We start from the raw sequence: 13,944 nt of genomic DNA, 5'->3' as shown, positions 1-13,944 counted from the left end.
CGGATTTGCGCTCGCATCGACCCACCGGGTCGATGCGTCCGGCCGAAGGCCGGACCGCTTAATCCCCCATCTTCAAGGCCTGGATAAACGCCTCCTGCGGGATATCCACCTTGCCGAACTGGCGCATCCGCTTCTTGCCCTCTTTCTGCTTGTCCAGCAGCTTGCGCTTGCGGCTCACGTCGCCGCCATAGCATTTGGCGGTCACGTCCTTGCGCAGCGCCGAGATGGTTTCGCGGGCGATGACCTTGCCGCCGATCGCAGCCTGGACCGGGATCTTGAACAGGTGGTGCGGGATCAGCTCTTTCAGCTTCTCGACCATCTGCCGGCCGCGCTTTTCCGCCGCCGTGCGGTGGACCAGCATCGATAGCGCGTCGACGGGCTCCTCATTGACCAGGATCGACATTTTTACCAGGTCGCCCTCGCGATAGTCGGTCAGATGATAGTCGAAGGAGGCGTAGCCCTTGGAGATCGACTTCAGCCGGTCGTAGAAGTCGAAGACGACCTCGTTGAGCGGCAGATCGTAGGTCAGCATGGCGCGCTTGCCGACATAGGACAGGTCGGCCTGGATGCCGCGCCGGTCCTGGCAGAGTTTTAGAATACCGCCGAGATAGTCGTCGGGGGTGAGGATGGTGGCGCGGATCCAAGGCTCCTCGATGGCGGAGATTTTCACCACGTCGGGCATGTCGGCGGGGTTGTGCAGTTCTCTCATCGAACCGTCATTGAGCAGCAGCCGGTAGACGACGGAGGGCGCGGTGGCGATCAGGTCGAGGTCGAACTCGCGCTCCAGCCGCTCCTGGATGATTTCCAGATGCAGCAGGCCAAGGAAGCCGCAGCGATAGCCGAAGCCGAGCGCCGCACTGGTTTCCATTTCATAGGAGAAGCTGGCGTCGTTGAGGCGCAATTTGCCGACGGCGGCACGCAGATCCTCGAAATCGGCGGCATCGACCGGGAACAGGCCGCAGAACACCACCGGCTGCGCCGGCTTGAAGCCGGGCAAGGCGTGCGCGGTGGCGCGCTTGTCCTCGGTGATGGTGTCGCCGACGCGGGTGTCGGCCACTTCCTTGATCGAGCCGGTGAAGAAGCCGAACTCGCCGGGGCCAAGCTCGTCGACATTGATGCGGGCGGGCGTGAACACGCCGGTGCGCTCGACCAGATATTTGGCGCCGGTGCCCATCATGCGGATGGTCTGGCCCTTCTTCAGCACGCCGTCGATGATGCGCACCAGAACGATGACGCCGAGATAGGCGTCGTACCAGCTGTCGACCAGCATGGCCTTCAGCGGGGCGGTGGCGTCGCCTTCGCGCGGCGGCGGCAATTGGTGGACGATGGCTTCGAGCACATCGGGAATGCCCAAGCCGGTCTTGGCCGAGATCAGCACGGCGTTGGAGGCGTCGATGCCGATGACCTCCTCGACCTGCTCGCGGATGCGCTCTGGCTCGGCGGCCGGCAGGTCGACCTTGTTCAGCACCACGACGATCTCGTGGTTGTTGTCGATGGCCTGGTAGACATTGGCCAGCGTCTGCGCTTCGACGCCCTGTGAGGCGTCGACGACCAGCAACGAGCCCTCGCAGGCGGCGAGCGACCGCGACACTTCATAAGCGAAGTCGACGTGGCCGGGCGTGTCGATGAGGTTGAGGATATAGTCCTCGCCATTGTTGGCGCGGTATTTCAGCCGCACCGTCTGCGCCTTGATGGTGATGCCGCGCTCGCGCTCGATGTCCATCGAGTCCAGCACCTGCTCCTTCATGTCGCGCAGCTCCAGCCCGCCGGTGGACTGGATCAGCCGGTCGGCAAGCGTGGATTTGCCATGGTCGATATGGGCGACGATGGAGAAATTGCGGATGTGGTCGAGAGGCGTGCTCATGGCGCGCGCTTTAGCAGGGGCTGTAAGCAGGGGCAAGCGGGGCGCCCTCTTCCCTTCTCCCCTTGTGGGAGAAGGTGGATCGGCGCGCAGCGCCGAGACGGATGAGGGGTGTTCCAGCGGAGCGAGACGTTGGCTAGTCTGACGCCATGCCGCACCAACCCGTCCCTCCTGCCAAACGCAGCTTCGCCCGTGCGCTGAGGCGCGAGATGACCGAGGCCGAAAGCAAGCTGTGGCACGAACTGCGTGACCGCAGGCTCGACCGGATCAAATTTCGGCGCCAGGCTCCTATCGGAAAGTACGTTGCCGATTTCGTCTGTGTTGAGGCCGGCCTGATCGTCGAGATTGACGGTAGCCAACACGCCGACTCGGAGACTGACCGAATCCGCGCGGCTGAGTTGCATGCGAGAGGTTTTCGCGTGTTGCGCTTCTGGAATGATGATGTGCTGAAGGATTTGGATGCCGTCTGCGATACAGTCATCGCCTATGTAAGGGACACAAACTTGCAGCCGTGGCGGTGATGATTCTCCCTTCTCCCCTTGTGGGAGAAGGTGTCGCCGAAGGCGACGGATGAGGGGTGTTCCAGCGGAGTGAGACGTTGGTGTTCCCTGGAACACCCCTCATCCGTCTCGGCGCTGCGCGCCGATCCACCTTCTCCCACAAGGGGAGAAGGTAAGGGCGCTCCGGCGCCCCAATCACAAACCAGTGAGCGCTGTAACGAAGCCGCTTAGCCGGGCGAAGTGGGGATATGGCCGGCAACGGCCGCCGCAACGGAGACCCCTGATGACTGGATTTAACCTCAAACGCAGCGCGATGCTGGCAGCCGCAGGCGCGGCGCTGATGACGCTTGGCGGCACCGCATTCGCCCAGCCGCTCACCGTGGTCGAATTGTTCACCAGCCAGGGCTGCTCGTCCTGCCCGCCGGCCAATGCCAATCTGATCAGGGTCAAGGACCAGCCCAACGTCCTGGCGCTGTCGTTCAACGTTACCTACTGGGACTATCTCGGCTGGAAGGACACGTTCGGCCGCGAGGAATTCACGCAGCGCCAGGTGCGCTATGAGCCGTCGCTCGGCCGTTCCGGCCCGTTCACGCCGCAGGTCGTGGTCAATGGCGATGCCGATGCGGTGGGTGCCGCACCCGGCGAAATCGAGCAGCTGATTTCCTCTAGCGGCCATACCAAGGGGCCGTCGCTGTCGCTCGATGGCGGCAAGATCACCATCGGCGCCGGTTCCGCACCGGGCGGCAAGGCCGATGTCTGGCTGGTTCGCTACAACAAGGGCGTCATCGAAGTGCCGGTGGCGCGCGGCGAGAACACCGGGCGCACGCTGCCGCATGCCAATGTCGTGCACTCGCTGACCAAGCTCGGCAGCTGGAGCGGCGACGCCACCTCGCTGCCATTGCCGGCAGCCTCCGGCGGCCTCAGCACCGCGGTGCTGGTGCAGTCACCCGGCGGCGGGCCGATCCTGGCCGCGGCCGCCAACTGATTTCTTTTTCACCCAACGCCGCAAAGAGCGGCATAACCGGGCTCGCATCCGCGCGCCCTCTTCAAAGAGGAAATACCATGACCAAGACCCTGACCGCGCTCGCCTTTGCGCTTTCGATGACGGCCTTCGCCGCCGGCGCCCGCGCCGAAGACGCCATGAAGCCGGCCGATCCGATGGCCACCGAGGCGATGAAGCCGGCGGACGCTATGAAGCCTGCGGATGCCATGGCACCGGCGACCGATGCCATGAAGCCCGCCGACCCGATGACGACGAATGCGATGAAGCCCGCGGCCGACGCCATGAAGCCGGCCGATGCAATGGCGCCCGCAACGGATGCGATGAAGCCGGCGGACGCGATGGCGCCTGCGCAATAAGCCGAACCCTCAACCAGCCGGGGGTTGGCGGTTGAGGAGGGAAGCCGGCGCCGGCGCACAGCAAAGTGAGAACCCGGCGGCGGCTTCTTTCGTATATAATGAACAGCAACAAGGGAGATCAGACATGACCGACATTGCAAAGACGAGAACGCCGATCTTCACCAGGAGCGCGCTTGCGGCGCTCATGGTCGCCGCGGCGGCGGCTACCTTCTGGCAGAGCCCGGCGCGCTCGGCCGAGGACGCGGTGGTGATCCCGCCGCCGGCAATGGACGAAAAGGCCGCCGGCGGCAGCGAGACGGCGATCTTTGCCGGCGGCTGCTTCTGGGGCGTGCAGGGCGTCTTCCAGCACGTCAAGGGCGTGACCAAGGCCGTCTCCGGCTACACCGGCGGCGCCAAGGATGACGCCGTCTACGAAACGGTGGGCAGCGGTCGCACCGGCCATGCCGAGTCGGTCGAGATCACCTACGATCCGTCCAAGGTGACCTACGGCCAGCTGCTGCAGGTCTATTTCTCGGTCGCCCACAATCCGACCCAGCTGAACTACCAGGGTCCGGACTCAGGCACCCAGTACCGCTCGACGATCTTTGCCGAGAATGGCGAGCAGCAGAAGATCGCGCAGAGCTACATCGCCCAGCTCGACCAGGCCAAGGTGTTTGACAAGCCGATCGTCACCACGCTGGAAACGGGCAAAACCTTCTATCCGGCCGAAGAGTATCATCAGGATTTTCTGACGCTCAACCCGACCTACCCCTACATCGTCTACAACGACCTGCCCAAGGTGGCCAATTTGAAGTCGCTGTTCCCGGGGCTGTACAGCGAAAAGCCGGTGCTGGTGCTGACGGCAAGCAAGAGCTGAGGGTTGCTTGGGACGGTGCGGAGGGCGGCGACGCCCTCCCGGAGACGCTGGCGGGACAGCACCCCCCTCTGCCCTGCCGGGCATCTCCCCCTCAAGGGGGGAGATTAGCAGCTTAACTGTTCTGCCTCATTACCGCCGTTGGCGATTGGCGAAAGCCGAAGTGCCATCTGATCTCCCCCCTTGAGGGGGAGATGGCCGGCAGGCCAGAGGGGGTGCCTACGCCAGCCGCCGTTAGCGAGCGCCCTCAATCATACGTCAGATCCGTCGCCTTCCCACCAAACACCCGGTACGCATAGAACGAATAGAAAATAATCACCGGCAGCACGACGACCGTGCCGGCGAGGATGATGGCGAGGCTTTCGGTTGCCGACGCCGCCTGCCAGATGGTCAGCTTGTCGGGCACGACGAAGGGGTAGAACGACCACGCCAGCCCGGCAAAGCCGAGCGCGAAGATGGCGGCCAGCGTCAGGAACGGCCGCAGCGCATGGCGGTCGTCGGGCTTGGGCAGATGGAAGGTCTGCCGCCACAGCCACAGGAACAGCAGCGCCGACAGGATCGGCAGCGGCGACAGATAGAGCATTTCCGGCCAGACGAACCATTTGGCGAAAATGCGCGGGCTGGCGAAGGGTGTGGCCAGCGACACCGCCGCCATGCCGAGCGCGGTCACCACCAGCGCTGTGCGCAGCCAGGCGACTGCCTTCTTTTGCAATTCGCCTTCGGTCTTGTAGATGACCCAGGCGGCGCCCATCGCGGCGTAGGCGGCCGACAGACAGAGCGCGACCAGCGCGCCGAAGGCGATGCCGCCAAGGCCGACATCGAGGCCGAGCACATAGACGCCGAGCATATAGCCCTGCGCCAGCGAGGCGATGATGGAGCCGAGGAAGAAGATGCGGTTCCAGCGATGCTTCTTGCCGGCCGGCACCTTGGCGCGGAAATCGAAGGCGACGCCACGCAGGATGAGGCCGACGAGCAGCACGAAGACCGGCAAATAGAGCGCGGTCAGGATGACGCCATGCGCCATCGGGAAGGCGACCAAAAGCAGGCCGACGGCCAGCACCAGCCAGGTCTCGTTGGCGTCCCAGAACGGGCCGATGGCCGCGATCATCGTGTCCTGCTCGGCATCTTCGGCGACCGAAAACAGGATGCCGATGCCGAGATCGAAGCCGTCGAGAATGACGTAGATCAAAATGGCGAGGCCCATCAGGCCGGCGAAGATGAGGGGGAGCGCGGTTGGCCAGTCGAAGCTCATGTCACTCTCCTGCAGCCGGCTGCGACATCGCCGTCTTCATGACGCCCGGTAGCGGCGACGTATCGCCGTCCTTGGCCGCCTTCAGCGCCAGGTGCACCAGCACGCCGAGATAGGCGATCAGCAACAGCACATAGAGGATGAGATAGATCGCCAGCGTCAGCGCGACATGGCTGCCGGCGACCGGGCCGACGGCGTCCGCCGTCTTCAGCACGCCGGTGACCAGCCAGGGCTGGCGGCCGATCTCGGTGGTGTACCAGCCGGCCAGCGTCGCCAGCCAGCCGGATAGCGACATCGGCACCATCAGCATGGCCAGAGGCTTCGGCAGGCTGTGGCGGCGCTTGAGGAAGAAGGTCGCCGACCATGAGACGATGAGCATCAAAATGCCGGTGCCGACCATGATGCGGAAGCCCCAGAACAACGGAAGGACCGGCGGATGGAGGCCGGGATAGTCGTTGAGCCCCGGCACGATGCCGCTGGTCGAGTGCCGCAGCACCAGGCTGGCGCCATCGGGAATGGTGATCTCGAATTTGTTTTCCTTCGCCGCCTCGTCGGGCCACGCGAACAGCACCAGCGGCACGTGCGGGCCGGTGTTCCAGTTGGCCTCCATGGCGGCGATCTTCTGCGGTTGGTGCTCCAGCGTGTTCAGCCCATGCTGGTCGCCGGCAAGGATCTGGATCGGGATCAGGATCGCGGCGGTGAAGACGCCGGTGCGCAGCGCCTTCCACATCGATTCCGAACGGTCGCCGGTGAGATAGCGCAGCGCCGACAGCCCGGCGATCAGGAACGAGACGGTGAGCCCCGAGGCGATCAGCATGTGCACCAGACGGTAAGGCATGGACGGGTTGAAGACGATCGCCCACCAGTCGACGGGATGCGCCTTGCCGTCGATCATCTCGAAGCCGGCCGGCGTCTGCATCCAGGAATTGAGCGCGATGATCCAGAAGGCGGACAAGGTGGTGCCGCCGGCGACCAGCACGGTGGCCAGCGTGTGGACGCGGTTGGAGACGCGGCGGAAGCCGAACAGCATGATGCCGAGGAAGGCCGCTTCGAGGAAGAAGGCGGTGAGGATTTCGTAAGCGAGCAGCGGCCCGGCAATGTTGCCGACATGCTCCATATAGCCCGGCCAGTTGGTGCCGAACTGGAAGCTCATGGTGACGCCCGACACCACGCCCATAGCGAAGGACAGCGCGAACACCTTCACCCAGGTGAAATAGGCGCGCATCCAGGCGGAATCATTGGTGGCATTGTAGCGGAGCTTGAAGAACAGCAGCACCCAGCCAAGCGCAATCGTGATTGTCGGAAACAGGATGTGGAACGAAATGTTCGCCCCGAACTGCATACGCGACAGGATGAGCGGGTCCATGGCGGGCTCCGGCTGCTGTTGTTGGCCGAAGAATAGGCCGCGGACGCGGCGCGGTCAAAGCGGCGTGGCGCCACGCGGGGCGCGTTGTCGCAGCAGACCGGGCCAAACCGTCAGCGTCCCTCGCTACCCTGCCGAAACGGCAAAAAGGGAATGTTTGTCCACAATTGTCAGCAGCGGCATTGACTTCCGGCCGTGCGCACCGACATTCAGCGCAATAAAAATCCCTTTCAGGCAGTCGTTTCCCGCCCCATGTCTTCCACTAATAATTCGCCCTCCATCATTTCGATTTCCGGGGTCACCAAGACCTACGCCACCGGTTTTAAGGCGCTGAAGGAAATCAATCTCGACATCGAACGCGGCGAGATCTTCGCGCTGCTGGGTCCGAACGGCGCCGGCAAGACGACGCTGATCTCGATCGTCTGCGGCATCGTCAACCGCTCGTCCGGCACCGTTACCGTGGATGGCCATGACATCAACCGCGATTACCGCGCCGCGCGCAGCCTGATCGGGCTGGTCCCGCAGGAACTGACCATCGATGCATTCGAGAGCGTCTGGGCAACCGTCAATTACAGCCGCGGCCTGTTCGGCAAGCCGCCGAACCCTGCTTTCGTCGAGAAGGTGCTGCGCGACCTCTCGCTGTGGGACAAGAAGGACGCCAAGGCGATCACGCTGTCGGGCGGCATGAAGCGGCGGCTGATGATCGCCAAGGCGCTGTCGCATGAGCCACGCGTGCTGTTCCTCGATGAGCCGACCGCCGGCGTCGATGTCGAGCTGCGCCAGGACATGTGGGCGATGGTGCGCCGGCTGCGCGACGACGGCGTCACCATCATCCTCACCACGCATTACATCGAAGAGGCCGAGGCGATGGCCGACCGCGTCGGCGTCATCAACCGCGGCGAGATCATCCTGGTCGAGGGCAAGGCCGAGCTGATGCGCAAGCTCGGCCGCAAGCGGTTGGTGCTGGAGCTGCGCTCGCCGCTCACCGCCATTCCCGACGCTTTCTCGCGCTATGCGCTGGAGCTGTCGCCGGATGGCGGGCAGCTGACCTACACCTATGACAATCAGAGCGAACGCCCCGGCGTCGCCTCGCTGCTGCGCGAGCTCGAGGCGGCCGGCATCCAGTTCCGCGACATGGACACGCAAAACAGCTCGCTCGAGGAGATCTTCGTCAATCTGTTGAGGCAAGACCCATGAATTGGCGTGCAGTCCCTAATTTTCGTGCAGTATGGGCGATCTACCGGGTCGAGATGGCGCGTGCGTTCCGCACCGTGCTGCAGAGCATCGTCTCGCCGGTGATCTCGACATCGCTCTATTTCGTCGTCTTCGGCTCGGCGATCGGCTCGCGCATCACCGAGATCGACGGCATCAGCTATGGCGCCTTCATCGTGCCCGGCCTGATCATGCTGTCGCTGTTGACGCAGTCGATCTCCAACGCCTCCTTCGCCATCTATTTCCCGAAATTCGTCGGCTCCATCTATGAGCTTCTGTCCGCGCCGGTGTCCTATCTGGAGATCGTCATCGCCTATGTCGGCGGCGCCGCGACCAAGTCGATCATTCTCGGCCTGATCATCCTGGCGACGGCCTCGCTGTTCGTGCCGCTGCATATCCAGCACCCGGTCTGGATGCTCGCCTTCTTGGTGCTGACCGCGGTGACGTTCAGCCTGTTCGGTTTCATCATCGGCATCTGGGCGAAAAGCTTCGAGCAATTGCAGCTGGTGCCGCTGCTGATCATCACGCCGCTGACCTTCCTCGGCGGCAGCTTCTATTCGATCAACATGCTGCCCGAGGCCTGGCGCACGGTGACGCTGTTCAACCCGGTCGTTTACCTGATCAGCGGCTTCCGCTGGAGTTTTTATGGCAAGTCGGACGTATCGGTCGGCGTCAGCCTCGGCATGACGGTCGTGTTCCTGGCCATCTGCATCGCCATCGTCGCCTGGATCTTCAGGACCGGCTACCGGCTGCGCAACTGAACGGTAGCCGGCAAAGCTCGACGCGGACGGTAGAGGCTAAGGCACATTGGTGATGCTGCCGCTGCCTCTGATCTGCGAACGCTTCATGGATCGGGTGGCCGTAGAGATCGACATCGCCGCTGCCGGAAATCGAGACATCCGCATCCGCCTGCGCGGTCACCTCGGCACTGCTTGGTGGCGTCGGTCAAAATCTACAGTTTTGCTGAGGGCAGATCGGCCGCGTTGGCCGCCACGGATCTTGCTAGATCGCCTTGATCAGGCGCAGCAGTCCCAACATCTCGACCAGCGTCCCCTTTCGGAAGGCGATGTAGGTCGGCTCCTCGACGCCATGGAAGCGGCGCTTGAACGCCGCCTGGCCCTTGAGGTTGAACTTGCTGCGGTTGACCCAGGGCGATTCATAGGCGCGCTCGAAGGCGCTACGCCAGAAGCTCGATTCGGCAAACTCATTGGCCCCGACGTCAAGCATCGGCGACAGGCCGAGCGTGACGACGGAAAGGCCCTCATTGCGAAAACGGTCGACGGCGAATTTGGTCAGCCCGATTTCGGCATGCGGCGAGGCGTCGATGTGCTTGCGCTTGAACGAGGTGGTGTAGCCGATCACCTTGCCGTCCCTGAACAGCGGATCGAAATCGAGCAGAGCGACAAGTTCGCCTTCCGGGCTGTAGAGCACGAAACGGCGCATATCGATGCCGAGATGATCGGCAAAGGGGCGGTTGAGGAAGGCCATCTCCCAGCGCTTGACGATACGGTCGGCCCGCCAGTTCTGCGACAGGCGCTGGACCTCGTCGAGATAGACCGCTCCCTCGCCAAAGGAAAACCCCTTCTTCAGGAGCCAGCGTTCGGAATAGCGCACGGTTTCGTTGCGCTTGCCGGAAAAGTCGTGCGCGGGAAGCTCCAGCCGCGTGTCGATGCCGAGACGGTTGACCTTGTAGCCAAGCCCGGACAGCACGCGCGCCGTCGGTTCGCCGATCTGCACGAACCATGGGCTGTCGGCGGCTTCGACGAAGCGTCTTATGTAGTCGGGTCGGTCCGATGGATGGGCCACCGGGTCGCCGAGCGCGAAATGGTGCTTCATCTTGGTGCCGAAGGCGATATAGCCGTCGGCGTCGCCGAAATACGAGAGCTTTTGCTGCACGGCGGTCGAATAGGCCAGCGAGAAGTCGCCGTGCCGGCGGACCAGCGCCAGCCGCTCGACATGCGTCAAATCCTGGCGCGGCACCTTGGCTGCGGCGCCCTCCAGCAGTCTGTCGAGAAAGATACGCAAGGAGGGCATGGTCGAGCTTCCGCGGGCCGATGATAAACAGAGGCCTGCCCCCAGGGCCTCGAATCAGTCGCATTGACGCGACCTCATTATCGATCATATGGCCGCTGTGCCATATAGGACGGGTCGCCATGGCGCAGCTAAAAGGGAATCTCGACCGAATGGCGGCAACGACAAGCGAAACGATGCCTATCGTCCCGGGGCCGAAAGGACCCGACAAGACGGTGATCGTCATCGGCGCCGGAGCGGCCGGCTTGGCCGCTGCCGACGCGCTTGGCCGGCGCGGCATGGCGGCCGTCGTGCTGGACAAGGAACAGCGGATCGCCGAGCCGTGGCGGCGGCGGCACGAGAAGCTGACCCTCAACACGCATCGCGCGCTGTCGGCGCTGCCCGGCCTTGCCTTTCCGCCGCGCACCGCCGCCTTTCCGAACAAGGATGTCATCGTCGGCTATCTCGAGGATTTTGCCCGCACCCGTGGCATAAGGGTCGAATTCGGCACCGCCGTCGAGCGGATCGAGCGCAGCGGCAGCCACTGGCTCGTCCATACCGGCCAAGGCGTGCTGAGCGCACGTCACGTCATCGTTGCAACAGGTCGTGATCGCTTGCCGTGGACGCCGGACTGGCCCGGCAAGGCGACGTTCACCGGCAAGCTGATCCACGCCGCCGATTTCGGCACCGCGGAGGACTATGCCGGCAAGAAAGTGCTGGTGGCCGGCGCCGGAAATTCCGGCTTCGACGTGCTCAACCACCTTGCCTGCGCCGACACAGAAGCCGTGTGGCTGTCGGCCAGGCAGGGTCCATCGCTGATGCCGAAACGGATCGGCAAGGTTGCCGTGGCGCGCTTCGGCGGCTTCATGGCGATGCTGCCGACGTGGATTGCCGACGCCGTGATCGCCGCGACGCAAAGGCTTGTGTTCGGCGACCTCATCCGCTTCGGCCTGCCGCCGGCGCCGAAGGGCGGCGCCAGCCGGCTCGGCGTCGAGCAGATCGCGATTGCCGTCGACGACGGCGCCGTCGCCGCGCTGAAAGCCGGACGGATTTCGGTGGTGGCGCCGGTGGCGGCCTTCGAAGGCCAGGCCGTGCGGCTGACTGACGGCACGGTGATCTCGCCGGATGTGGTGATCGCGGCGACCGGCTATCGCACCGGGCTGGAAACCATGCTGGGCGATCTCGGCGTGCTCGACGCCAAGGGCGTGCCGAAAGCCAATGGCGGCACGCCGAGCGGCCAGCCCGGCCTGTGGTTCATCGGCATGCGCCCGAGCCTGGCCAGCTATTTCCACAGCGCCGGCCTGCAGGCCGAAGCGATTGCCCGGCGGATCGTCAGAGGGTCGTAGCCCGTCCCTTCGTCATCCACGGGCGAAGCAAGGAGCGAAGCGACGCGGCGCAGACCCGAGGATCCATGCCGCAACACATGAGCGCCGCTGCGGTGCAGGTTCTGCTCCGCTGCACTCCACGGTCAAGGTCACGGAATGGATCCCAGGGTCTTCGCAACGCCGCTACGCGGCTGCTCCGCCCAGGGATGACGAAGCTAAGAGGCTCCGGCCCCCTGATCATGGCAGCCTTGATTCTCTTTTCTTGCCTTATTATATAACATGTAATGAATAACCAGCGGACTCACCCATGGAAGACATCATTCGATCTCTCGGCTACCTCACGCTCGGCAGCAGGCTGAAACGCATCGGCGAGCAACTACAGGCCGATACGCAGCGCATGCTCGATGGCCTGGAGGTGCCGGTGCAGTCGAGCCAGTATCCTCTGCTCGCCGCGCTCGACAGGCTGGGACCACTGCCTGTCGGCGAGCTGGCGCAGTCGCTCGGCATCACCCAGCCGGGCGTGACGCGCAGCGTGGCGCTGCTGGCTGAACTGGGCCTGGTCGAGGTTATCCAGTCGGACGGCGATCAGCGCCGCAGGATGGTCTCACTGACAGGGAATGGTCAGCGTCTGGTCGACAAGGCGAAGCGGGACGTATGGCCTCGCATCGAGAATGCCGTCGCCGACCTGTGCAAAGGCCTAACAGGGCCGCTTCTCGAACAACTCTCGGCAATAGAGGACGGGCTGGAGGCGGCCCCGCTCGATCGTCGTGTGAAACAGGATGCCGTGCGATGAGCCATGTCCTCGACCGTCCCGTCTGGAGCGCGCTAGCCACGCGTCAGCAGGCCTTCGCGCAAGGTGACAAGCTCGCCAGGCGCTATCCCTCATCGATCGTCCCGTTCGCGGCTTCCGGCGCAGATGACGCTGAGAGCCTGCAGGCGCTCGCAAGGCTCGTTGCCGCAGGTGAAAGCGTGTTCATGCTTCAGGCGGATCCCATTGCCCTGCCGCCGGAATTGACCGCGACCGCGACCGCCTTCGGCGTGCAGATGGTCGCCGAGACGCCCTTGCCGGCCGTGTCGGACGAGCGCGTGCAGCAGCTGACGCTGGACGATGCAGCCGAGATGCTCGCTCTGGCGTCGCTGACCAAGCCGGGCCCGTTCACGCTTAAGGCGCTGAGCCTGGGGGAGTTCTGGGGGGTGAAGATCGGCGGCAGACTGGCGGCAATGGCCGGCGAGCGCATGAAGCAGCCCGGCTACAGCGAACTCAGCGGCGTCTGCTCGCATCCGGACTTTCGCGGCGGCGGCCTCGGCAGGCTGCTGTCGGTGTTCGTGTCCAACCGGATCATGGCGCGCGGCGAGGTGCCCTATCTGCACGCCTATGCCAATAATGCCAACGCGATCGGATTGTACGAATCCATCGGCTTCAAGCTGAGGTCAGAGATGAACGTGGCCGTCGTGCAGCGGGCCGGCTAGGCTGCCTTTGCCTCAGGCCGATTTCGGCTCCAACCGGCGGAAACCGACGGTTTCCATAAGCATATCTTCCTCGACCATGCCGGCATTGTGGAGCGCGAGCAGGTTCAGCGCGACTTCCCGCGCCTCGGCCGAATCGGGATGCACGTCGCGCCTGCGGCAGGCCTCGTCGAACACGCGTTGCAGCCTGGCGATGTCGTCAGGCCTGAGCAGGCCACGGTCATAAACAGACTTTGGCATGGCAGCCTCCTCCGGAAGACCTAGAGCGCCACGTTTAAATGTCCAATCTTTCCCGAGGCTTGAGTGAGCCTAGCGGCGCTTCACACGTTCTTTGCCGATGAGGCCGGCAGTTCGGCAAAGCTGCACTGGACCGATCACTGCCGAAGGGCGTCGATTACCTTCGTGTCTGTCTTGCCGGCGCAATTGTCCCACATCACAAGGGATAAGGCGGCCTGATTGAGCGAGCCGAGCTTAGGGTCGTTCTTCATTGCCTCGTGAAACGCCGCCTCCATCGCCACCATCAAATTGTGATCGCTGTCGAGGTACTCTTTGCAGGTCACTTTTGCGGTATCGACTGTGTCCCCGGCGAGGGCCGGAAGTGCAAGTGTGGCGAAAGCGACTGATAGTGCAAAAATGCGAACCATGTATTCCCTCCCCTTGCAAGAACCTCTGCCTCCTTCTTGCCCAAGAGCGAATCTTAGCACATTCCGCAAAATCTCGCCCTTGCTTGACGCGCCGGCGCGCT

15 protein-coding genes and 1 pseudogene are annotated in these 13,944 nt (G+C 63.8%); 9 read left to right on the top strand and 7 right to left on the bottom strand.

Going from position 1 to position 13,944, the window contains the following annotated elements; translation table 11 throughout:
- Positions 1-58: 58 nt before the first annotated feature.
- Positions 59-1,864: a translation elongation factor 4 gene (lepA, locus tag H0241_RS21850; protein WP_181059914.1), complete on the bottom strand. Its 1,806-nt coding sequence runs from the start codon at positions 1,862-1,864 to the stop codon at positions 59-61.
- Positions 1,865-2,010: 146 nt separating this feature from the next.
- On the opposite strand from lepA, the gene H0241_RS21845 reads away from it, so the two are divergent.
- From H0241_RS21845 to msrA, 4 genes are all read left to right on the top strand, one after another.
- Complete coding sequence (locus H0241_RS21845) at positions 2,011-2,382, top strand: endonuclease domain-containing protein (RefSeq protein WP_181059913.1); 372 nt, start codon at positions 2,011-2,013, stop codon at positions 2,380-2,382.
- 262 nt (positions 2,383-2,644) lie between these two features.
- A complete protein-coding gene (locus H0241_RS21840) occupies positions 2,645-3,346 on the top strand; it encodes a DUF1223 domain-containing protein (RefSeq protein ID WP_181059912.1) in 702 nt (233 codons plus the stop codon).
- 77 nt (positions 3,347-3,423) lie between these two features.
- A complete protein-coding gene (locus H0241_RS21835; protein WP_181059911.1) occupies positions 3,424-3,720 on the top strand; it encodes a hypothetical protein in 297 nt (98 codons plus the stop codon).
- 124 nt (positions 3,721-3,844) lie between these two features.
- Positions 3,845-4,576 carry a peptide-methionine (S)-S-oxide reductase MsrA gene (msrA, locus tag H0241_RS21830; protein ID WP_181059910.1) on the top strand — a complete coding sequence of 244 codons (732 nt, stop codon included), beginning with the start codon at positions 3,845-3,847 and terminating at the stop codon, positions 4,574-4,576.
- A gap of 244 nt (positions 4,577-4,820) precedes the next feature.
- On the opposite strand, the gene H0241_RS21825 is transcribed toward msrA, so the two are convergent.
- Both H0241_RS21825 and H0241_RS21820 read right to left on the bottom strand, forming a co-directional pair.
- Entirely contained in the window at positions 4,821-5,825 is a 1,005-nt protein-coding gene (locus H0241_RS21825) for a cytochrome d ubiquinol oxidase subunit II (RefSeq protein WP_181059909.1), read from the bottom strand.
- Between the two features lies 1 nt (position 5,826).
- A complete protein-coding gene (locus H0241_RS21820; RefSeq protein WP_181059908.1) occupies positions 5,827-7,188 on the bottom strand; it encodes a cytochrome ubiquinol oxidase subunit I in 1,362 nt (453 codons plus the stop codon).
- Between the two features lie 249 nt (positions 7,189-7,437).
- Here H0241_RS21820 and H0241_RS21815 point away from each other — a divergent pair, with 249 nt between their 5' ends.
- Together H0241_RS21815 and H0241_RS21810 are read left to right on the top strand one after the other, a co-directional pair.
- Entirely contained in the window at positions 7,438-8,382 is a 945-nt protein-coding gene (locus H0241_RS21815) for an ABC transporter ATP-binding protein (protein ID WP_181059907.1), read from the top strand.
- Positions 8,379-9,158 (top strand): ABC transporter permease, encoded by a 780-nt coding sequence (locus H0241_RS21810; RefSeq protein WP_181059906.1) that lies wholly within the window; start codon positions 8,379-8,381, stop codon positions 9,156-9,158. The genes H0241_RS21815 and H0241_RS21810 overlap by 4 nt, the downstream gene beginning before the upstream one ends.
- A 36-nt stretch (positions 9,159-9,194) precedes the next feature.
- Here H0241_RS21810 and H0241_RS36455 read toward each other — a convergent pair.
- Positions 9,195-9,324, bottom strand: a pseudogene (locus tag H0241_RS36455) (GIN domain-containing protein); the annotation flags it as partial.
- Positions 9,325-9,399: 75 nt separating this feature from the next.
- Positions 9,400-10,431: a phosphatidylglycerol lysyltransferase domain-containing protein gene (locus tag H0241_RS21805; protein ID WP_181059905.1), complete on the bottom strand. Its 1,032-nt coding sequence runs from the start codon at positions 10,429-10,431 to the stop codon at positions 9,400-9,402.
- Positions 10,432-10,550: 119 nt separating this feature from the next.
- Between H0241_RS21805 and H0241_RS21800 the strand changes: the two genes are divergently transcribed.
- The 3 genes from H0241_RS21800 (at position 10,551) to H0241_RS21790 (ending at position 13,202) form a co-directional block, all read left to right on the top strand.
- The gene (locus H0241_RS21800; protein ID WP_328824781.1) at positions 10,551-11,753 is read left to right on the top strand and encodes a flavin-containing monooxygenase; all 1,203 of its coding nucleotides are present in this window, start codon (positions 10,551-10,553) and stop codon (positions 11,751-11,753) included.
- 286 nt (positions 11,754-12,039) lie between these two features.
- A complete protein-coding gene (locus H0241_RS21795) occupies positions 12,040-12,525 on the top strand; it encodes a MarR family winged helix-turn-helix transcriptional regulator (RefSeq protein WP_181059903.1) in 486 nt (161 codons plus the stop codon).
- The gene (locus H0241_RS21790) at positions 12,522-13,202 is read left to right on the top strand and encodes a GNAT family N-acetyltransferase (protein ID WP_181059902.1); all 681 of its coding nucleotides are present in this window, start codon (positions 12,522-12,524) and stop codon (positions 13,200-13,202) included. The genes H0241_RS21795 and H0241_RS21790 overlap by 4 nt, the downstream gene beginning before the upstream one ends.
- 12 nt (positions 13,203-13,214) lie before the next feature.
- Here H0241_RS21790 and H0241_RS21785 read toward each other — a convergent pair whose 3' ends face one another.
- Together H0241_RS21785 and H0241_RS21780 are read right to left on the bottom strand one after the other, a co-directional pair.
- Entirely contained in the window at positions 13,215-13,439 is a 225-nt protein-coding gene (locus H0241_RS21785) for a hypothetical protein (protein ID WP_181059901.1), read from the bottom strand.
- 134 nt (positions 13,440-13,573) lie between these two features.
- Positions 13,574-13,843, bottom strand: coding sequence for a hypothetical protein (locus tag H0241_RS21780; RefSeq protein ID WP_181059900.1), 270 nt, complete (start codon positions 13,841-13,843; stop codon positions 13,574-13,576).
- Positions 13,844-13,944 lie beyond the last annotated feature (101 nt).

Source organism: Mesorhizobium neociceri (assembly GCF_013520985.1).
In the GTDB taxonomy this organism is placed as follows: Bacteria; Pseudomonadota; Alphaproteobacteria; order Rhizobiales; family Rhizobiaceae; genus Mesorhizobium; species Mesorhizobium neociceri.
The sequence above is the reverse complement of the archived record's forward strand: the minus strand, read 5'-3'. Positions and strand labels throughout refer to the sequence as shown.